General features: G+C 68.3%; 16 protein-coding genes. 11 read left to right on the top strand and 5 right to left on the bottom strand.

Annotated features, from left to right (window positions below; genetic code table 11):
• Positions 1-621 precede the first annotated feature (621 nt).
• From ABD116_RS18075 to ABD116_RS18040, 8 genes are all read left to right on the top strand, one after another.
• On the top strand, positions 622-1866 hold the full coding sequence (locus ABD116_RS18075) for a winged helix-turn-helix domain-containing protein (protein ID WP_343970946.1): 1245 nt from the start codon (positions 622-624) through the stop codon (positions 1864-1866).
• A gap of 70 nt (positions 1867-1936) precedes the next feature.
• Positions 1937-4942 carry a glycoside hydrolase family 2 TIM barrel-domain containing protein gene (locus ABD116_RS18070; RefSeq protein ID WP_343970943.1) on the top strand — a complete coding sequence of 1002 codons (3006 nt, stop codon included), beginning with the start codon at positions 1937-1939 and terminating at the stop codon, positions 4940-4942.
• 51 nt (positions 4943-4993) lie between these two features.
• On the top strand, positions 4994-7240 hold the full coding sequence (gene tmk, locus ABD116_RS18065) for a dTMP kinase (protein WP_343970940.1): 2247 nt from the start codon (positions 4994-4996) through the stop codon (positions 7238-7240).
• Positions 7237-8406 (top strand): DNA polymerase III subunit delta', encoded by a 1170-nt coding sequence (locus tag ABD116_RS18060; protein ID WP_343970937.1) that lies wholly within the window; start codon positions 7237-7239, stop codon positions 8404-8406. The genes tmk and ABD116_RS18060 overlap by 4 nt, the downstream gene beginning before the upstream one ends.
• Positions 8407-8521: 115 nt before the next feature.
• Entirely contained in the window at positions 8522-9205 is a 684-nt protein-coding gene (locus ABD116_RS18055; RefSeq protein WP_343970934.1) for a DUF4190 domain-containing protein, read from the top strand.
• A gap of 11 nt (positions 9206-9216) precedes the next feature.
• Positions 9217-10014, top strand: a complete 798-nt coding sequence (locus tag ABD116_RS18050; protein ID WP_343970931.1) for a DUF4190 domain-containing protein — start codon at positions 9217-9219, stop codon at positions 10012-10014.
• A gap of 113 nt (positions 10015-10127) precedes the next feature.
• The gene (locus ABD116_RS18045) at positions 10128-11162 is read left to right on the top strand and encodes a PSP1 domain-containing protein (protein WP_343970986.1); all 1035 of its coding nucleotides are present in this window, start codon (positions 10128-10130) and stop codon (positions 11160-11162) included.
• Positions 11162-12691, top strand: coding sequence for an alpha/beta hydrolase (locus ABD116_RS18040; protein WP_343970983.1), 1530 nt, complete (start codon positions 11162-11164; stop codon positions 12689-12691). Before ABD116_RS18045 ends, ABD116_RS18040 begins: the two co-directional genes overlap by 1 nt.
• 19 nt (positions 12692-12710) lie before the next feature.
• On the opposite strand, the gene ABD116_RS18035 is transcribed toward ABD116_RS18040, so the two are convergent.
• Entirely contained in the window at positions 12711-13289 is a 579-nt protein-coding gene (locus tag ABD116_RS18035; protein WP_343970928.1) for a hypothetical protein, read from the bottom strand.
• A gap of 136 nt (positions 13290-13425) precedes the next feature.
• On the opposite strand from ABD116_RS18035, the gene ABD116_RS18030 reads away from it, so the two are divergent.
• Positions 13426-13755, top strand: a complete 330-nt coding sequence (locus tag ABD116_RS18030; RefSeq protein ID WP_343970980.1) for a sterol carrier family protein — start codon at positions 13426-13428, stop codon at positions 13753-13755.
• Between the two features lie 101 nt (positions 13756-13856).
• Here the strand turns inward: ABD116_RS18030 and ABD116_RS18025 are convergent, their stop codons facing one another.
• The 4 genes from ABD116_RS18025 to ABD116_RS18010 form a co-directional block, all read right to left on the bottom strand.
• On the bottom strand, positions 13857-14645 hold the full coding sequence (locus tag ABD116_RS18025) for a hypothetical protein (protein ID WP_343970925.1): 789 nt from the start codon (positions 14643-14645) through the stop codon (positions 13857-13859).
• 67 nt (positions 14646-14712) lie between these two features.
• On the bottom strand, positions 14713-15495 hold the full coding sequence (locus ABD116_RS18020; protein WP_343970922.1) for a hypothetical protein: 783 nt from the start codon (positions 15493-15495) through the stop codon (positions 14713-14715).
• Between the two features lie 106 nt (positions 15496-15601).
• On the bottom strand, positions 15602-16369 hold the full coding sequence (locus tag ABD116_RS18015; RefSeq protein ID WP_343970919.1) for a hypothetical protein: 768 nt from the start codon (positions 16367-16369) through the stop codon (positions 15602-15604).
• Between the two features lie 90 nt (positions 16370-16459).
• Positions 16460-17272, bottom strand: coding sequence for a hypothetical protein (locus ABD116_RS18010; RefSeq protein ID WP_343970916.1), 813 nt, complete (start codon positions 17270-17272; stop codon positions 16460-16462).
• Positions 17273-17334: 62 nt separating this feature from the next.
• Here ABD116_RS18010 and ABD116_RS18005 point away from each other — a divergent pair, with 62 nt between their 5' ends.
• Together ABD116_RS18005 and ABD116_RS18000 are read left to right on the top strand one after the other, a co-directional pair.
• Positions 17335-18624, top strand: coding sequence for an MFS transporter (locus ABD116_RS18005; protein ID WP_343970913.1), 1290 nt, complete (start codon positions 17335-17337; stop codon positions 18622-18624).
• 58 nt (positions 18625-18682) lie between these two features.
• Positions 18683-20200 carry an FMN-binding glutamate synthase family protein gene (locus ABD116_RS18000; protein WP_343970911.1) on the top strand — a complete coding sequence of 506 codons (1518 nt, stop codon included), beginning with the start codon at positions 18683-18685 and terminating at the stop codon, positions 20198-20200.
• Position 20201: the final 1 nt, after the last annotated feature.

Below are 20201 nucleotides of genomic sequence, written 5' to 3'. Positions count from 1 at the left end.
CCGGCGTACCGGCGTACCGGCGTACCGGCGTACCGGCGTACCGGCGTACCGGCGTGCGGAGGGTCGGCAGATCGGTTGCATGGGGCGGTCGGCTCGTGACGCTTGGCGTCAGCTCGGGCCGGGATGGTGGCGGGGTAGTCCACCGTTGGCTGAGGGCCGATCTGCTCGCGCGGCGCCGCTCACCGCCGCTCACCGCCGCGATGATGGTTTGATTGATTGCCTAGGGCAAGGGTTGGTATGCCGGTGCACGCATAACTCCGCGGGTAAGCGATTACCTCGGTGTGTCGAGGCGGTTCGTGTCAGTTAGGTATGCGTGGCGGTCCGCCGATTCGGCAGTTGTCAGCAGATCCCACCGCGATTCGCGCGGCCAGCGCCGCCTCGCGTCCGAGTTGGCTGTGTTCAGGGGGGAGGTGCGTGTTTATCGGTTGGCTGAGGTTCTGTAGGGGCAGGCGCGTGAGTCGGGCGGTGGTGGGTGGGTTGGGGTGGTCTGAGTTGAGCGCGATCGCCGGTATGTCGAGGCGATCGGCGGGAAGGTCGAGATTGTGGCGGACTTCGGGGATGAGCGGTTGGTTCTCGGCTAGAGCTGCCGGCATTGTCCCCGGGGGTGGTTAGGTTCGGGGGATGGTGAATGTTGGGGAGTCGGTCTCGGTGGGGGAGGCGCGGCGGATTGCGCTTTGGGCGCAGGGGTTCGGGGGGCCGCGGGCGGGGCGGGTTGATGTGCGGGGGATTCGGCGGGTGGTGGGGCGGGTTGGGGTGTTGCAGGTGGACTCGGTGAATGTGTTGTGTCGGGCGCATTATCTGCCGGGGTTCAGTCGGCTGGGGGCGTACTCGCGGGAGACGCTGGATCGGATGGCTTGGGGGGACGAGCCTGAGTTGTTCGAGGGTTTTTGGGGGCATAAGGCGAGCCTGTTGCCGGTGAGTGGTTATCCGCTGGTGCGGTGGCGGATGCGGGCGGTGGAGCGGCAGGTTTGGGGGGAAGCGGTGGGGGCGGAGGTCTCGGTTCCCTGGGCTGTGGTGGTGGGGATGGAGCGGCTGCAGAGGGAGCGGCCGGGGTTGGTGGGGGAGGTGTTGGGGCGGATCGCCGCCGAGGGGGCGATGACGGCGGGTGAGGTGGGTGCTGGGGAAGTACGGCGTAAGAAGAGTGATGCGGATCCGGATCCGAGCACGGGGTCCATGTGGAACTGGCAGGACGCGAAGATCGCGGTGGAGTATCTGTTCGCGGCGGGGCTGGTGATGATTTCGGGGCGGCGGGGTTTCGAGCGGGTGTATGACCTGACCGAGCGGGTGTTGCCTGAGGCGGTACTCCGTGCGCCCGAGCTCGCCGCCGATGAGGCGCAGCGTGAGTTGGTGCGGATCTCGGCGCGGTCGCTGGGAGTGGCGACGGCGCAGGAGTTGTGCGGGAAGACGGGCGGGCACTATCCGTTGCCGCAGGCAACTGCCAGGCGGGTTGTCGCGGAGTTGGTCGAGGAAGGTGAGCTTGTCCCGGTGCAGGTTGAAGGGGGCAAGCAGCAGAGTTATCTGTCGGCGACGGCCGAAGCCGGCCCGGTGGACGCCTGCGCGCTGATCTCGCCGTTCGACACACTGATCTGGAATCGCGACCGCACCGAGCGGCTCTTCGACTTCTTCTACCGGATCAGCATCTACACGCCGGCGTCCCAGCGCATCCACGGGTACTACGTGCTTCCGTTCCTGCTCGGCGACCGCCTCGTCGCCCGGGTCGACCTGAAGGCCGACCGTAAAACCTCCACCCTCGTCGTCCCCACCATCACCGCCGAGCCCGGCGCCCCCGACTTCATGGACGCTCTCATCGCCGAACTCACCCTGATGGCCGGCTGGCTGGGGCTCGAGCGGGTTCGCTTGCCCTGACAAAGTCGGTGAATGTCTGTCCATATCTGTTCATCGGTGTGGATTTATGAACAGATCGGTCGTAGGGTCGATGTCTGTGACCTACGACCACAGTTATGTCGAAGACTTTGCCTCGGGTGCGGGTGTGTTGGCTCCGCGAGCCTGGCTGGATGACGATGCCGCGCGGGTGGGGCTGGGCGGGGAGTGGAGTTTCCGGCTCTCGCCGAGTGTGGCGGAGGCGCCGGACGACCTGAAGGACCCGGACGTGTCCGGCTGGGACACGATCGTGGTGCCGGGGCATTGGCAGCTCAGCGGGTACGGCAAGCCGGCGTACACGAATATCGACTACCCGTTCCCGGTCGATCCGCCGCATGTGCCGACGGCCAATCCGACCGGCGACTACGTGCGTACCGTGGGTGTTCCCGCGGACTGGGACGGCTCCCGGATCGTGCTGCGGTTCGAGGGGGTCGACTCGCGGTTCGCGGTGTTCGTGGACGGGAATCCGGTCGGCTGGTCGTCGGGGTCGCGGTTGCCGAGCGAGTTCGACCTGACCGACTTGGTTGCTCCGGGCAATGAATTCACGGTCGCGGTCCGCGTGCACCAGTGGTCGGCGGGCAGCTACGTCGAGGACCAGGACATGTGGTGGCTGTCCGGGATCTTCCGCGAGGTCAACCTGCTCGCGCTCCGGCCGGAGGCGGCGACCGACGTGTTCGTGCACGCCACGTACGCCGATGGCGCCGGCACGCTGAAGGTCGACTCCGACGTACCGGGCACTGTCGTGGTGGAGGAGCTCGGCCTCGAGTTCCCGACCGGGTTCGAGACGCCGGTACCGAGCGTCGAGCCGTGGAGCGCCGAGAGCCCGAAGCTTTACGACGCCGTACTCCGGACCGCGGGCGGCTCGGTCCGTCTCAAGCTCGGGTTCCGCACGGTGGCGATCGTCGACGGCGTGCTGACCGTCAACGGCAATCGGGTGCTGTTCAACGGCGTCAACCGGCACGAGTTCCACCCCGATCGCGGGCGCGCGCTGACCGAGCAGGACATGCTCGACGACGTGCTGATCATGAAGCGGGCCGGCATCAACGCGGTCCGCACCAGCCACTACCCGCCGCACCCGCACTTCCTCGACCTCTGCGACCAGTACGGCCTGTACGTCGTGGACGAGTGCGATCTCGAGACGCACGGCTTCGGGTACGAGCCGCAGCCGCCGAACCTGCCGAACCCGGTGATGGATCCGCGCTTCGAGGCCGACCTGGTGATGCGGATGCGGCGGATGGTCGAGCGGGACAAGAACCACCCGAGCATCGTCATCTGGTCGCTCGGCAACGAGTGCGGGATGGGCGACAACCTCAAGTCGATGTACGCGTACGCGCACGACCGGGACCCGTCGCGGCCGGTGCACTACGAGCGGGACACGCATGCGGAGTTCGTCGACATCTACTCGCAGATGTACACGTCGCCGGAGGATGTCGAGCGGATCGGGGCGGACGGTACGTCGTACCGGGGGCTGCCGTTCATCCTGTGCGAGTACGGGCATGCGATGGGGAACGGGCCGGGTGGGTTGTCGGACTATCACGCGCTGTTCGAGAAGTACCCGCGGTGCCAGGGTGGGTTCATCTGGGAGTTCATCGACCACGGGCTGCGGACGACGGTCGACGGCAAGGAGATCTACGCGTACGGCGGTGACTTCGGCGAGGAGATCCACGACGGCAACTTCGTCTGCGACGGACTGCTGTTCCCGGACCGTACGCCGTCGCCCGGCATGCTCGAGTACATCAAGGTGATCGAGCCCCTGGTCATCACCGGCGACGCCACCGGCCTCACCATCACCAACCGCCACGAGGTCCTCGACACCAGCCACCTGACCTTCCGCGCGGTAACCGAGGTCGCCGGCGAACGCACCGGTTCCGGTGTCCTGAGCGTGCCGCCGATCGCTCCAGGGGAGACGGCGTCGGTCGAGCTCCCACCGGTCGACGCCTCTCAGCCGGAAACCTGGCTGACCATCACAGCCGAACTGACCGAAACCACCCCGTGGGCCGAGGCCGGCCACCACGTCGCCTGGGGCCAGGTCCGCCTGGACCACCCGGTCGGCGCACGCCATGCAGGCGCCAAGGCGCCCGAGGAGGCGGCGCTCGCGGGCGCACCCGGCGTGGCGAGTGCGAGCGACTGGGCCAGCGGTAGCGCAGCCGGCGTGGCAGGTGCGAGCGAGTCGGCCGTCGGCAGCATGGGCGGGTCGGCCAGCGGTAGCGCAGCTGTCGGGGGCGCTTCCGCCTCCTCCTCTGTCCGCGCCGAGGTCGCCGGAGGCGACGAGGCGCGGCATGCTCGGACAGATGCCGGGGAGGACGTCGTTGCTGGGGTCCACGGGATCGACGTCGCTTCGTTGGGGATCAGGGGGCTGCGGCTCGACGTATGGCGGGCTCCGATCGACAACGATGTGATTCCTGGGGTTGCTGAGGCTTGGAAGGAAGCGGGGCTGCATCGGGTGCAGCAGCGGGTGGTTTCGGCTGGGGTGGTTGATGGGGCTTGGGAAGTAGTGACCCGTACTGCGCCGCCGGCTCTCCAGTGGGGGCTGGTTGCTACCTGGCGGTGGACCCACGGGCAGGACGGGTCGGTGGTACTGGATCTGTCGGTGGAGCCCGATGGGCAGTACCCGGCCACCCTGCCGCGGCTGGGCATCACCTTCGAGTTGCCGAAGGTGGGGCAGGTGGAGTGGTTCGGTACCGGGCCTAGCGAGGCGTATGTCGACACCCGGGCGGCCGCGGCCGTCGGTAAGTACTCCGCCACAGTTGCGGAGCTACAGACGCCGTACATCCGCCCCCAGGAGAACGGGCACCACATCGACACCCGCTGGGCCCAGTTGGACTCCCTGCGAGTAGAGGCGGCCCCTGACCTCTTCGGCCTGACCGTGCGCGATTGGACGACAGCAGATCTGGCCAACGCGAAGCACGCCCCGGACCTGGTCGCCGACGACATCACCTACGTCACCATCGACCTGGCTCAGGCAGGTATCGGCTCCAACTCCTGCGGCCCGGTCCTGCCCGACAAGTACACCCTGCACACCGCTCCCGCCTCGCTCTCCCTTCGCTTTACCGCCAGCTGACTCGATCAGGCGATGTAAAGGTTGTCGGCACACCCGACTAGGCTTTCGGGTGTGCCGGAGGTGTATGACCCGCTGACTGATCCTGCACCGGCGCACGACCTGCGCGCGGTGTTGCGGATCCGGGCGTTCCGGCGGCTCTGGATCGCGTTCGGGCTGTCCAGCCTGGGCGACTGGATCGGGCTGCTCGCGCTGACCGCGATGGCCAAGGCGTTCGCTGGCGACGACTACCAGGCGGCCAACTTCGCCATCGGTGGGGTGCTGTTCCTCCGGGTGCTGCCGGCGCTGGTGATGGGTCCGGTCGCCGGCTGGGTGGCTGACCGGCTGGATCGGCGCTGGACGATGATCATCGGGGACCTGATCCGGGCGGCGTTCTTCGTCAGCATCCCGATCGTCGGCACGCTCACCTGGGTGCTGGTGGCGACCGTGCTGATCGAGATCGTCAGCCTGATCTGGGGTCCGGCCAAGGACGCCAGCGTGCCCAACCTGATCCCCCGGCACCGGCTCGAGGCGGCCAACCAGCTCAGCCTCATCACGACGTACGGGACGGCGTTGCCGGCGGCCGCGATCTTCACCGCGATCACCCTGGTCACCCGCGGTCTCGGCGAGTTCTTCTCGATCAACCTGGCCGTCTACGTGAACGCGGCCACCTTCCTGATCTCCGGGCTGGCGATCGTGTCGGTCGCCGAGATCGGCCGCGCGGGGCGGCACGACCATGAAGAGCACCCGACGCTGTGGCGCACGATGGTCGAGGGCTGGTCCTACGTCACCGGTACGCCGGTGGTCCGCGGGCTCGTCGTCGGAATCTCCGGCGCCTTCGCGGCCGGCGCGGTGGTGATCGGGCTCGGGCGGACGTACGTGGAGGATCTGGACGCCGGTGACCCGGGGTACGGCGTGCTGTTCGGCGCTGTTTTCGGTGGGCTGGCGCTCGGGATGGGGTTCGCGCCCCGGGTGTTCTCGGGGTTGTCGCGGCGGAGGTTGTTCGCGGCCGGGCTGGTCGGGTCCGGGATCGGGCTGGCTGGGCTGGCGCTGATCCAGCAGCTCGAGATCGCGACCATGATCGCGATCGTGCTGGGCTTCTGCGCTGGTGCGTCGTGGGTTTCCGGGTACACGCTGCTCGGGCTGGAGGTGCCGGACAACGTGCGGGGGCGGACGTTCGCGTTCGTTCAGTCGGCGGTGCGGACGGTGCTGGCCGTGACGTTGGCGGTTGCGCCTTTTGTGGCCGGCGCGATTGGCCGGCGTACGGTCAATCTGCCGGGCGATGGGTCGGTGACGTACAACGGCGCTTCGATGACGATGCTGATCGCGGCGATCCTGGCCGGGGTGATCGGGCTGGTCGCCTGGAAGCAGATGGACGACCGGCCCGGGGTGCCGTTCTGGCGGGATCTGCGGCGGAGCTTCGGGAAGACGCCGGGCGTGTATCCGACGACTGGGCTGTTCATCGCGCTCGAAGGCGGTGAGGGCGCGGGGAAGTCGACGCAGTCCGCGCTGCTGGTCGAGTGGCTGAAGGAGCAGGGGCAGCAGGTGCTGCTGACTCGCGAGCCCGGGGCGACCGATCTCGGGAAGAAGCTGCGGCAGATCGTGCTCGATCCGGCGACCGGCGACATCTCGCATCGGGCCGAGGCATTGCTGTACGCCGCGGACAAGGCTGAGCATGTCGACTCGGTGATCAAGCCGGCGCTGAAGTCGGGCGCGGTGGTGATCACCGATCGGTACGTCGATTCGGCGCTCGCGTACCAGGGGTCCGGGCGGGATCTGGATCTGAGCGATGTCGAGCGGGTGAACCGCTGGGCGACAGATGATCTGCGGCCCAACCTGACGATTCTGCTGGACCTGCCGCCGAAGAGCGGGCTCGGCCGGTTCGAGGAACGCGACCGGATCGAGGCCCAGTCGGCCGACTTCCACGAGCGCGTCCGGACAGCATTCCTCGAGTTGGCGGCCGCCGAGCCGCAGCACTACCTCGTACTGGACGCCACCCAGGATCGCGCTGCCTTGGCTGGCCAGATCCAGGCCCGCCTACTCCCCATGCTCCCGCCGGTGCAGAAGGCGGTGGAACCGCAGGAGGAGTCGGGGGCGGAGCCGCAGCCGCCGAGTGGCCGGGCGGGCGCACCCGAGGCGCGTGCAGCGCAGCCCGTGGTGGGCGACCCCACGGCGCCGACGCAAGCGCAGTCGCCTGCGGGGTCGCGTGAGGCGGAGGGTGAGCAGCCTCGGACGGTGGCCCGGCAATCGCCGGTATCCGAGCCAGGCGAGGGTGATGCGGGGCGGGCTGAGGCTTCGCAGTCGGAGGTGGGGCAGCAGTGAGTGTTTGGGATGACTTGGTGGGGCAGGAGCCGGCTGTTGAGGTGTTGCAGCGGGCTGTTGCTGGGGCCTCGGCTCGGTTGCGGGGGGAGGGTGGCAAGGCTACGGCTGGGATGACTCATGCTTGGCTGATCACCGGGCCGCCTGGGTCTGGGCGGTCGAATGCTGGTCGGGCGTTTGCGGCTGCGCTGCAGTGTCTGGATGGCGGGTGCGGGGAGTGTGCGGTTTGCCGTACTGCGCTCAACGGCGCCCACCCCGACGTCACGCTGATCCGCACCGAGATGCTGTCGATCCGGGTCAGTGAGATCCGCGAGCTGGTACGCCGGGCCGCGATGAGCCCGACGCAGGGTCGCTGGCAGGTGATGTTGATCGAGGACGCCGACCGGCTGACCGACCAGGCCGCCGACGCGTTGCTGAAGAGCATCGAGGAGCCGGCCCCGCGGACCGTCTGGGTGCTCTGCGCGCCGACCGTCGAGGACGTCGTACCGACGATCCGCTCGCGCTGCCGGCTGCTCGTCCTGCGAACCCCGCCGGTGGCCGCCGTCGCCGAGATGCTGACGCGCAAGTCCGGGGTCGAGCCGGAGCTGGCCAGCTTCGCGGCCCGGGCGGCGCAGGGACACATCGGGCGCGCGAAGGCGTTGGCGCGGGACGAGGTCGTCCGCAGCCGGCGGAACAAGGTGCTCGAGGTCCCGTTCGAGCTGCATGACATCGGCGCCTGCCTGAACGCGGCCCAGCGGCTCGTCGACGCGGCGAAGGAAGAGTCCAAGGCGAGTGCCGCGAAGGTCGACGAGCAGGAACGCACCGAGCTCGAGCAAGCCCTCGGCGTCGGCACGAAGGGCGCCAAACCGCGCGAGGCGGGCGCGGCACTGAAGGAGCTCGAGGACGGGCAGAAGGCGCGCGCCAAACGCTGGGAACGCGACGTGCTCGATCGGTCGCTGGTCGATCTGATGGCCTTGTATCGCGATGTTCTGGTCGTTCAGACCGGTGCGGGAGCAGAACTGATCAACGCCGAGCTGAGCCAGGACATCCAGCAGCTGGCCGGCCGGACCAGCCCCGAACAGACCGTCCGCCGGATCGACGCGCTGTCCGGTTGCCGGGAGGCGATCGAGGGCAACGTCGCGCCGCTGCTCGCGCTCGAAGCGATGACGATCGCCTTGTTCGAGGGCTGAGACGCACGTCTGAGTCGCGGACGCGGCTGTAACGAAGGCGAGGGTGCGCGCGATGTTGGGGTGGCCAGGCTGACCTGGACCCGTCAGTGTCGTTAAACCCTCCGAAGGATGCTCTTTGACCCAGCCGCCCCCGCCGATCCAGCCTGGGCCGGTCCAGCACGGGCGGACTCCGCTTCCGTCGGCCGAGTCCTGGCTGGAGGGTGTGCCGACGCCCGCGCAACGTCGGCTGGATCGCTATGCCGTCGCGGCGTTCGCGACCAGCCTGCCGGGGCTGGTGCCGCTCGCGGCGGTGCTCGGGCTGTTCGGGATCCGGCGGATCCGCAAGTCGGGTGCGCGCGGGCGGGGGCTGGCGGTCGGCGCGCTGGTGATCTGCGGATGCTGGCTGATCGCGTTCGGGGTCGCCGCCGCGCTCAACCTGTACGGCGAACGCCGGGCCGGCATCGGGCGTACCACCGGCATCTCGCAGGTGGAGGTGCAGCAGTGCTTCGACGCCGATCTCGAAGTGGCGACGCTACGCCAGGTGAAGATCGCGGACTGTGCGGTGCCGCACACGGGTGAGGGATACGCGAAGGTCCGGGCGACGCTGACCGGGCTGTCGGCGGACCAGCGGACGTCGGCGGCCACGCAGCAGTGCGCGACCGCGTTTCAGAGCTTCGTCGGCAAGGCGTACGAGCAGTCCGAACTGGACATCTACTACGTCGTACTGGAGGATCGTGCCGTTGCTGACGGCAACGTGCTGTGCATGGTCGGTAAGCCCGGCGAACAGTTGACCGGCTCCATGCGCAATTCTCAGCGCTAGGGGGAGTCGCGGTGAGCAATCCATCCGAGCCGGACCAGGATCGGCCGCAGGACGACGTGACGCGGCCGTTGCCGACGTCCGGGGAGACGGCCGAGTATCCGCGGCAGCCGGAGCAGCCACAGGACGGGCAACCTGACGCGCCGCAGTATGGGCAGCCGGAGTCGCCTCAGTACGGTCAGCCGTCGCAGTACGGGCAAGCCACGTACGGGCAGCCGCAGCCGTCGCAGTACGGGCAGCCGCAGCCGGAGTTCGGGCAGCCGGGGTATGGGCAGCAGTCGTCGCCTTACGGGCAGTCGGAGCAGGCGCAGCAGCCGTCGCAGTACGGGCAGGCGCCGCAGTATGGACAGCCGGGGTATGGGCAGGCGCAGCAGCCTGGGTACGGGCCGCAGTACGGGCAGCCGCCGCAGTTGGGGCAGGGGCCGGGGTACGGGCAGCCGCAGTACGGGCAAGGGCAGTACGGCCAGGGACAGTACGGGCAGGCTCAGTACGGCCAAGGACAGTACGGGCAGGGGCAGTATCCGGGGCAGGCGCCGGCGGCGTACGGGTATGGGTATCCGGGGGCGCGGGGCGACAAGACCAATGCGCTGGCGATCGCTTCGCTGGTGTGTGGGCTGGGCGGGCTGGTGATCGGGATCAGCGCTCCGGTCGGCGTGATCCTCGGGATCATCGCGCTGATGCAGATCAAGAGCCGGAAGGAGTCCGGTACGGCGATGGCCGTCGTGGGCATCATCGTCGGCGGCCTGATCACCCTGCTCGGCGTCGTGCTCATCCTGGCCGTGGTGGCCTTCGGCGACGCCAACGACTTCTAGCGGAGCCGCCTCGAATTTCGGCGGAACGCCCGCCTGACTCCCGCGAAACCGCACGCCCGGAGGTCAAGGCGTCCACTACGGGACGGTTTGGCACGTAGTCTGGCGCGGTGGGCATGGTGATGGCGGTGTCGTTCGAGCGGTACGGGCGGCTGTACTACCTGGACCCCGGCTCGCACAGACCGCGGGTCGGGGACAAAGTGCTGGTCCCGACCGATGACGGGCCCGAGGTCGCCGAGTGTGTGTGGGCGCCGCAGTACGTGACCGAGGAGATCGGTGGGCTGCCGCTGTGTGAGGGCGTCGCTACTGCCGCGGACCTCGATCGGGATGAGCAGAACCGGCAGCGGCGGGCCGATGCGCGGCTGACCGCCAAGCGGCTGATCCGTGAGCACGGGCTGCCGATGAAGGTGGTCGGCATCGACTTCGTGGATCGGCGGGCTGATGTCGATCAGTTGGTGATCGTGTACTTCTCCGCGCCGCACCGGGTGGATTTCCGGGAGCTGGTCCGGGATCTCGCCCGTGGGTTGCGGGCGCGGATCGAGTTGCGCCAGGTGGGTGCGCGGGACGAGGCGCGGCTGCAGGGTGGGATCGGGCCGTGTGGGCGGGATCTGTGCTGTGCGACCTTCCTGAAGGACTTCGAGCCGGTCAGTGTGCGGATGGCGAAGGACCAGGATCTGCCGCTGAACCCGCTGAAGATCTCGGGTGCCTGTGGACGGCTGATGTGCTGCCTGAAATACGAGCACCCGCTGTACCAGGAGTTCAACGCCAAAGCCCCGGCCACCGGTACGCAGGTCGAAACCCCCGCGGGTGACGGGGTCGTAGTCGGCCACAACGTCCCCAGCGACACGGTAGTAGTCCGCCTGGCCGCGTCCGGCCGCCGCTGCGCCTGCAGCCGAGCAGACGTCTGCTCCCCCCGCCAACAGTACGAAGCCTCAGACACCACCACCCCCGACGCTCCCGCAGTCGAGCCTGTGCAGTCGGTGGAGCTGATCGAGCGCCCGGCGACGGTTGAGCCGGAGCCCGAGGTACAGACGGAGCCGGAGACCACTCGGCCGCGTCGTAAGCCGCGTCGGCGTCGCAGGTTGAGTCAGGGTGAAGGTGACAACGCAGGGCCGGAGTCGGACGAGGGTACGGGAGATAGTTCGCTGTGATGATTCGTCGGGCTGCTGTGGTTTTGGTGGTTGCGGGGCTGGTGGCGGGGTGTGGGGTGGCTAGCCGGGCGCAGGATGCTGATTCGGGTGGTGGGAGCGAGCCGAGCAGTGCGCCCAAGGGGCCGGCGGGGCCGGTGCCGGCTGGGCTCGAGAAGTTTTACGGTCAGCAGCCGGATTGGGAGCGGTGCGGGTCGGGGAACCAGTGCGCGACGATCAGCGTGCCGCTCGACTACAGCAAGCCGGACGGGAAGACGATCGAGCTCCGGGCGCGGAAGGTGCCGGCGCGGGATCGAGCCGGGAAGATCGGCACACTGTTCATCAATCCGGGTGGCCCGGGGGCGTCTGGGCAGCAGTTCGCCGCTTCGGCTGGGTTCGTCCTCGGGGCTCCACTGCTGCGGAAGTTTGATGTCATCGGGTGGGATCCGCGTGGGGTCGCCGACTCGACGCCCGTGCGGTGTCTCGACACCGAGCAGCTCGACAAGTTCATCGCCACCGACGGCAGCCCGGACGACGACGCCGAGATCGACGCGCTGAACGCCCAGGCGAAAGCGCTGGCGGACGGCTGTGAGCAGCGGTCCGGCGATCTTCTGCCGCACGTCAGCACGAAGGACGCCGCGCGCGACATCGACGTACTGCGCGGAATCGTCGGCGACCAGGAGCTGTACTACCTCGGCATGTCGTACGGGACGCTGCTCGGCGCGACCTACGCGGAGCTGTTCCCGAAGAACGTCGGCCGGCTGGTGCTCGACGGTGCGGTCGACCCGTCGAAGTCGTCGGAAGACAACAACATGGCCCAGGCGAAGGGCTTCGACACCGCGCTCGACGCGTTCGCCGAGGACTGCGCGCAACGCACCTGCCGGCTCGGCGGTACCAAGGCCGAGGTACTGGCAGCAGTCGACAAGCTGATCAACGACAGCGACGCGACCCCGCTGCCGGGCGACGGCGACCGTCAGGTGACGCAGGCGCTGGTCGTCCTCGGCGTGATCTTCCCGCTGTACGTCAAGGACTACTGGCCGCGGCTCGAGGACGCGGTGGTCGACGGGCTCGCGGGCAAGGGCGCGCGGTTGCTGGCGCTGGCCGACGAGTACACCGACCGGACACCGAAGGGCTACGGCAACAACCAGAACGAGGTGATCTACGCGGTCAACTGCATCGACCGCCCGGATCTCACCTCGGTCGCGCAGGGCAAGGCCGAGGCGGCGAAGTTCAAGGCGGCGTCGCCGCGCTTCGGGTCGTTCCTGCTCTGGGGCTCGCTGCCGTGCGCGAACTGGCCGGTGAAGCCGGAGGACAAGCCGCACAAGATCACCGCGGCCGGTTCCAAGCCGATCGTCGTGGTCGGTACGACGCGCGACCCGGCGACGCCGTACGACTGGGCGGTCGGGCTCGCCGGGCAGCTGGAGAACGGCGTGCTGATCACCCGGGACGGCGACGGCCACACCGGCTACAACGAGGGCAACCAGTGTGTCGACGACGCGGTCGAGACCTACCTGCTGAAGGGCACGCCGCCGGCCAGCGACATCAAGTGCTGATCGGCGCCGTCTCGAAGTACTAGTTCGGGCGGGTGTCGCCGACGTCGGTGCCGGAGATCTGCAGGGTGTCGGTAGCGCGCTGGAGGACGGCGCGCAGGCCGGCCTCGTCCTGCGGGCGGCCGCCGACGGTGATCTCGACCAGCGTGCGCTGACCGTTGGCGGTCGGGCGGAAGCTGGACAGGCCCATCCGCGGGCCGCGGGTCTGATCGACGTAGGTGTAGATCAGCGTGCCGTCGTCGCGGCTGATGACGGTGAGGTCCTTCTCGTCGATGCTCTTCTCGCGCGCGGCCACCATCTCGTCCGGCGTCTGCTTGCTGCCGCGGGTGTCGAAGCGGATCTGCCAGACGCCGGTCGGATCGACGTACTTCGGTCGGGTGCCGCCGGTCGCGCTCTTCCACCCGGTCGGGACGTCCGCGGTCGCCGGGGCGTCGTCGGCGCCGAACGCCTGCGAGGTGAACTGGAGCGAGTCGGCCTGCAACCCGTCGCCGGTCTTCGGCGTCTGGGTCGGCTGACTCGTCACCACCTGGCTCGACGGGGTGTCGCCGCCGCGTGAGTTGATCGCCAGAACGGTGCCGAAGACGGCGACTCCTACGGTCATTCCCGCAAGCGTCGCCACTAGCGCCTGGTGCCTGGGCGTGAGCATCCCGACCTCACTTCCGCGTCTCGGTGCGCTTCTCGATTATCGGGTACGAAGGGGGCTTGGGCGAAACCGCGTACCGTAAGCGCCTGTGGAGATGGACGAAGCACTGCGCCGGTACGACGCCGGCGACGCCGGTCGCGCCGAACTCAAGCTGCTGGTGAAGGAGCTGCTGAAGCTCCTCGTGGCCAAGGCGCCCGGTCATGCGGTGGAGGTCCGCGTACCGCCGTACGGGGCGGTCCAGTGCATCGAAGGCCCCCGCCACACCCGAGGCACCCCCGGCGCGGTGATCGAGATGCCCGCCGACATCTGGATAGACCTCGCCCTCGGACGAACCACTTGGTCGGATGCTCGCCTCACCGGCAAGGTAAGAGCTTCCGGAGAGCGCACCGACCTCACCAACCTTCTCCCCCTCCTCATCAACTGAAAGTCCGCCGCGGCGCTGCGCGCCGCGGCGGACGATGTTGAAGAGGGTCGCCTCCGCTGAGGGGGGCTGGTGGTGGTGCTGCGCCCGGCGGCGCGGCTGGACTACTTGGCGGCCCAGACCGTGGTGCGGCCCCAGATGAGGCTCAGGGCGCCTGTGTTGGAGAGGGTCAGAACCGCGTCGTGTGAGGTGGCCTTGGCGGACCAGAGGGTTTGCTTGCCGCCGGAGAGGACGGCGAAGCCGCCGAGGTCGCCGCCCTGGACCAGGGCGTAGGAGCCGGGGTGGCCGGCGGTGTTGCTGTGCCAGAGGACGGTCTTGCCGCTCTTCAGGAGCTGGAGGTCGCCGGTCTTCTGCATCTTGAGCGAGTAGACGTGGTTCGGCGAGACCATCACGTTGTCCGTGCGGAGCGCCTCCAGCTGACCCATCCGGCCGAGGATCATGTGGTGGTTCCAGATCGCGACGCCCTTGGCGTTGTAGAGCGACAGGACGCCGTCGTTGTGCAGGATCAGGTTGGCGTTGGGAGCACTGGTGCCCAGCTTCCAGATCGTCGTCCGGCCGTAGATGAGGATCAGGTTGCCGTCCGTCTGCAGCCGCAGGACCGCGCCCGGCTTCGAGACCGGCGTCGTCCAGGTCGCGTTGTAGCCGGGACCACGGCTCAGCGAGGCCCAGCCCTGGGCGTCCATCCTGAACACGTACTTGCCGTCGTTCGACCGGATGTACTGGCCGGCCTTCAGCGACTGGCCCGCCTTCAGGGTGTCGGAGACATACGAAACCGACGCGCTGGAGGTGGTCGCGGCGTTGGCCGGTGCGACCGCCAGAACCGCCGTACCGGCGATCAGTGCCGCGGCAGAGGCGGCGAGAGCTGCGGTGGCGCGCAGTTTGTTCTTGATCATCTGAAGTGATCCCCCTAGGTCTGATGTTTTCAAGGGGTATGACGCCACCGCAGCCCAGGTGGTTCGATCAGTGCAGCTTCTTCACCAGCGTGCGTCCCCAGATCAGCACCAGCGAGCCGTCGTCGCGGACCTGCACGACGGTGCCGGGCTTCTTGCCGCCGACCGACCAGGTCGGGAGGTTGAAGTTGTTGTAGACGGCGAAGGTGCCGTCCGGGGTCAGCCTGGCGATCGAGTCCGGGGTCTTGCTGGGGTCGGGCGCCCGCCACAGCAGCGTCTTGTTGTTCTTCATCAGCTCGAGATCGCCGTTGGGCCGCAGCTGGAGGGTGTAGACCTTCGAGGGCGAGAACACGGACACCGCGATGTTGCGCGGGCCGGCTGCCCAGAGCTCACTGCCCGGCCACATGGTCTCGATGATCATGTGCCGGTTCCAGACCGACTTGCCCAGCGGAGTCACGATCTTCAGCAGGCCGTCGTTCGGGAGCACGAGCTTGGCCTTCGGGCTCGCCTTGGCGCCACCACTCCAGACCTTGGTCCGACCGTAGATGATGCTCAGGCTGCCGTCGGTCTCCATCCGCAGGACGGAGCCTTTGCGCTCGGTGTTGATCGCCCACTCGTAGGTGCCCGTGCCCGGCCGGAGCAGCTCCAGCTTGCCGGTCGCCCGCATCACGAGGATCCACTGGTGGTCCTTGGAGCGGATGTACTGACCCGCCGTCAGCCGCTGGCCAGGCAGGAGTTGGTCGGCGATCGCGGTCGTGGAGGTCGTCGTGGTCGGGGCTGCCTGGGCGGGTGTGGTCACCAGGGCGGCTGCCGTCGCCAGTGTGGCAGCGAGAACTGCGGTGAATGCCTTCATGCGTCCGACGGTAGGGGAGTCGCCGGGCCAAAACGCCGGACGGCTGTTGCAGCAACATGCAACAGCCGTCCGCCGTATGGACCGCCGCCCGAGTAGTTCGCCGAACTCAGTGCAGGACTTCGACCACCGTGCGCCCGTAGATCAGCCGCAACCCGCCGGTGTTGCTGAGCTGCAGGATGGTGCCGGGGCTGCGGGTCTCGATCCGCCAGACGCTGTCGCCGCCGAGGTTGAGCATCTCGAAGGTGCCGTCCGAGAGCAGCCCGGCGGTCCATCCGCTCTTGGTGCCGGTGCTCCACAGCACGGTCTTGCCGTTCTTCAGCAACACCAGGTTGCCGTCGGTCCGCATCTGCAGCGTGTAGATGCGGTTCTGCGAGTACATGACCATGTCCCGGCCGTTCGCGTCCCCCGCGTGGATCATGAAGCTCGGCCAGAGTGTCTCGATCACCATGTGCCGGTTCCAGACCGCCTTGCCGGCGGTGTTCAGGATCGTCAGGTTGCCGGTGTCCGGCAGGACGAGCTTGGCGTTCGGGGCGTTCTTCGGGCCGATCGATGAGATCTTCGTCCGGCCGTAGATGACGTCGAGGGTGCCGGTCTTGCTCAGTACCAGAACGGATCCCGGCCGATAGGTCCACGAGGACCACAGCGGTTCCTCGAAGCCGTTCTTGAGCAGCTGGACCGTGCCGGTGTTCGCCATCCGGAGCGTGTAGACACCGTTCTTGGACCGGATGAACTGACCCGACTTCAGCCGTTGCCCGGGGAGTAGTTGGTCGGCGACCGCCGTGGCCGACGTGGGAGCTGCTTGGGCGGCGGGGGTGACCACCAAGGCGGCTGCGGTGGCCAGCGCGGCAGCGAGAACTGCTGAGAATGCCTTCATTCGTCCGACGGTAGGGCTTCAACCGGCCACGGTGGCCGGACCGCCGTTGCAGGTTGATGCAACGGCGGTCCGGAGGGTTGTCGACCAGCGTCAGCGACCGCCGGTGCCGCTGGCCCAGACCGGCGTACGGCCGTAGACGACGACCAGGTTGCCGTCGTCCTGCATCTGCAGGACCGAGCCCTTGCGGGTCGTCCTGCTGGACCACAGCGGCTTCTTCTTGGCGGTGTAGACGACGAAGTTGCCGTCGGTCTGCATGGTCGCGAACGCGCCCTTGCTGATCGTCCGGGTGCTCCAGATCGGCGTCTTGCCGTTCTTCACGATCACCGCGTTGCCGTCGGACTGCATCTGCAGCCGGAAGATCCGGTTGTGCGAGTACAGCATCTGGCCGGCGGGCAGCACCCGGCCGGCGCCGAGGGTGACCATCACCATCCAGCGCGACCAGGCGGCCTTGCCGCGGGAGTTGTAGATCACCAGGTTGCTGTCGTTCTGCACAGCGAGGATGGCGTTGGTGCTGCCGTGCGTGCCGCTGGCCCAGACCGGCGTACGACCGGAGATGACGACCAGGTTGCCGTCCTTCTGCATCACGATCGCCGACGACTTCTTGTTCGTCGCCGTGCTCCAGACCGGGGTCTTGCCGTTCTTGTAGAGCACCGCGTTGCCGTCGGCCTGCATGATGAAGGTGTAGACGCCGTTCTTCGAGCGACGGTACTGCCCCGGCTTCAGGATCTGGCCGGGCTTCAGCAGGTCGCTCACGGCGGCCGTGGTCGTGGCGCTCGAGGCCTGGGTGGTGGCGCTGGTCTTCGCCTGCGCGGCCGTCGGGACCAGCAACACGGTGCCGGCGACCGCCGCACCGGTGGCGAGAACGGCCAACGCCCGGGCATGGGCTTTGAGGTTCGAGATCATGCGGCCGACAGTAGGACGGAAATGGGTTCATCCTCGGGCGATCCAGCTGTCACTATGTGCCAGTGGCAACAAGTTTCCGGACCCGGCTGGCCCGCCTGAAGATCGATCTGACGCCGTGGCGGGGGTCGCGGGACTTCCGGATCCTGGTCGTCTCCGGCTCGGTGTTCTTCCTCGGCGGCATGGTCGGTTACGTGGCGTTGCCGTTCCAGCTCTACCAGTTGACCGGCTCGAACTTCGCGGTCGGCGCGATGGGCCTGGTGACGATCGTCCCGCTGGTCGTCTTCGGCCTGTACGGCGGTGCGCTGGCCGATCACGTCGACCGCCGCAAGATGCTGGTCGCGACCGGTGTCGCCCAGGCGCTGATCTGCGCGCTGATGCTGACCAACTCGCTGCTTGCGCATCCGCAGATCTGGCTCATCTACGTCTGCGGCGGGCTGAACGCGATCGCCACCTCGTTGCAGCGGCCGAGCCGGGAGGCGCTCTTCCCGCGGGTGGTCAAGCATGACGAGATGGCCGCGGGCGTGGCGCTGATGTCGTTGACCATGCAGATCGGCCAGCTCGCCGGTCCGGCGCTCGGCGGCGTACTGGTCGGCACGGCCGGGGTGAGCTGGGCGTTCGGGATCGAGCTGACCGGCCTGGTGATCGCCACCAGCCTGTACGCCGGGCTCGGGTCGTACAAGACGAATGAGCACAGCAAACCGCCGAGCCTGCGCGGGATCGGCGAGGGCATCGTCTACGCCTACCGGCGCAAGGACCTGCTCGCCACCTACCTGGTCGACATGGTCGGGATGTTCCTGGCGATGCCGATCGTGCTGTTCCCGGCGTTCGCGACCGACATCCTGAAGGAACCGAAACTGCTCGGTCTCCTCTACAGCGCCGAGGCGATCGGCGCGATGTGCGCGAGCCTGACCAGCGGCTGGGCCAAGCGGGTGCATCACCAGGGCCGGGCGGTCGTCTGCGCGACGATCGTCTGGGGCGCGTCGGTCGGGATCGCCGGGCTGGCGCCGAACATCTGGTTCGCGATCGGCTTCTTCGCGATCGCGGGCGGCGCCGACATGGTGTCGGTGCTGTTCCGGTCGGTGATCTGGAACCAGACCATCCCGGACGAGATGCGCGGCCGGCTGGCCGGGATCGAGATGCTCGGCTACTCGCTCGGTCCGCTCGGTGGACAGGCGCGTTCGGGCCTGGTGGCCGACCTGACGACCGTACGGACCGCGATCGTCAGCGGTGGGGCGCTCTGTGTCGTCGGAGTCGTCGGTACTGCGGTCTGGCTGCGGGAGTTCTGGCGGTACGACGCCCGGACCGACGAGCACGCGGTCCGGCAGCGTGATCTGCGGGCCGAGTCGACGTAACCGGTCCGCAAGGCGCTCCTGCCGGGCCCGGCGGGATCGACGGAGTAGCTTCGAGAGCATGGTGCTGCTTTTCGTCCTGCTCGGCATCGTGGTCCTGCTGATTGCGATCGGCATCCATGACGTGATCCAGAAGAAGCACTCGATCCTGCGGAACTACCCGGTCATCGGGCATCTGCGGTTCCTGCTGGAGAAGATCCGGCCGGAGCTGCAGCAGTACTTCATCGAGCGCAACTACGACGGCCGTCCGTACGACCGCGACACCCGCTCGACCATCTACTCCCGCGCCAAGGGCACCAACGAGGAGCAGCCGTTCGGGACCGAGCGGGACGTGAACGAGGTCGGGTACGAGTACCTGGTCCACTCGACCGCGCCGAAGCCGGTCGCCGAGCAGGTCCCACGGGTCAGGATCGGCGGGCCTGACTGCACTGCGCCGTACGAGATGGCGTTGCTGAACGTCTCGGCGATGAGCTTCGGCGCGATCAGCGCCAACGCGATCGAGGCGCTCAACCGGGGTGCGGCGCGCGGCGGGTTCGCGCACGACACCGGTGAGGGCGGGATCAGCGAGTACCACCGCAACGGTGGCGACCTGGTCTGGGAGATCGGCAGCGGGTACTTCGGGACGCGGGACGCCGATGGCGGCTTCGACCCGGACCAGTTCCGGGACAAGGCCGCCGACGACCAGGTCAAACTCGTCTCGCTCAAGCTCAGCCAGGGCGCGAAGCCCGGTCTCGGCGGGGTGCTGCCCGGCGCGAAGGTGACGCCCGAGATCGCGGCCGTCCGCGGCGTACCGGTCGGCAAGAAGGTCGTCTCGCCGCCGTATCACCAGGTGTTCTCGACGCCGCGCGAACTGGTCCTGTTCATCGCCCGGATGCGCGAGCTGGCCGGCGGCAAACCGGCCGGTTTCAAGCTCTGCGTCGGCTCGCGGACCGACGTGCTGGCGATCTGCAAGGCGATGGTTGCCGAGGGCATCACTCCGGACTTCATCGTGGTCGACGGCGCCGAGGGCGGGACCGGCGCGGCGCCGCAGGAGTACGAGGACCACATCGGTACGCCGCTGACCGAGGGCCTGCTGACCGTGCACAACGCGCTGACCGGCGTCGGGCTGCGGGACCGGGTGAAGATCGGCGCCAGCGGCAAGGTCGCCACCGGGGTCGACGTCGTGAAGCGGATCCTGCAGGGCGCCGACTACACCAACGCGGCCCGCGCGATGATGATGGCGACCGGCTGCATCCAGGCCCAGACCTGCCACACCAACACCTGCCCGGTCGGCGTCGCGACCCAGGACCCTCGCCGGATGCGTGCACTCGACGTCGCCGACAAGACCCACCGGGTGGCGAACTACCAGCGCGAGACGGTCGAGTCGGCGATGCAGGTGATCGCGTCGATGGGGCTGGAAGGGCCGGAACAGCTGGAGCCGCGGATGCTGCTCCGGCGGGTCGACCACGCCCGTACCGAGAGCTATGCCGACCTGTTCGAGCACCTCGCGCCGGGGCAGCTGCTGGGCGGCATTCATGACGTGTCGAAGGCTTGGGCCCGCGATTGGGTACAGGCGGATCCGGACGTATTCAGACCCTAGG

The organism is Kribbella koreensis (assembly GCF_039525325.1).
In the GTDB taxonomy this organism is placed as follows: Bacteria; Actinomycetota; Actinomycetes; order Propionibacteriales; family Kribbellaceae; genus Kribbella; species Kribbella koreensis.
Note: the sequence above shows the minus strand (reverse complement) of the source record. Positions and strands in the feature narration are given on the sequence as shown.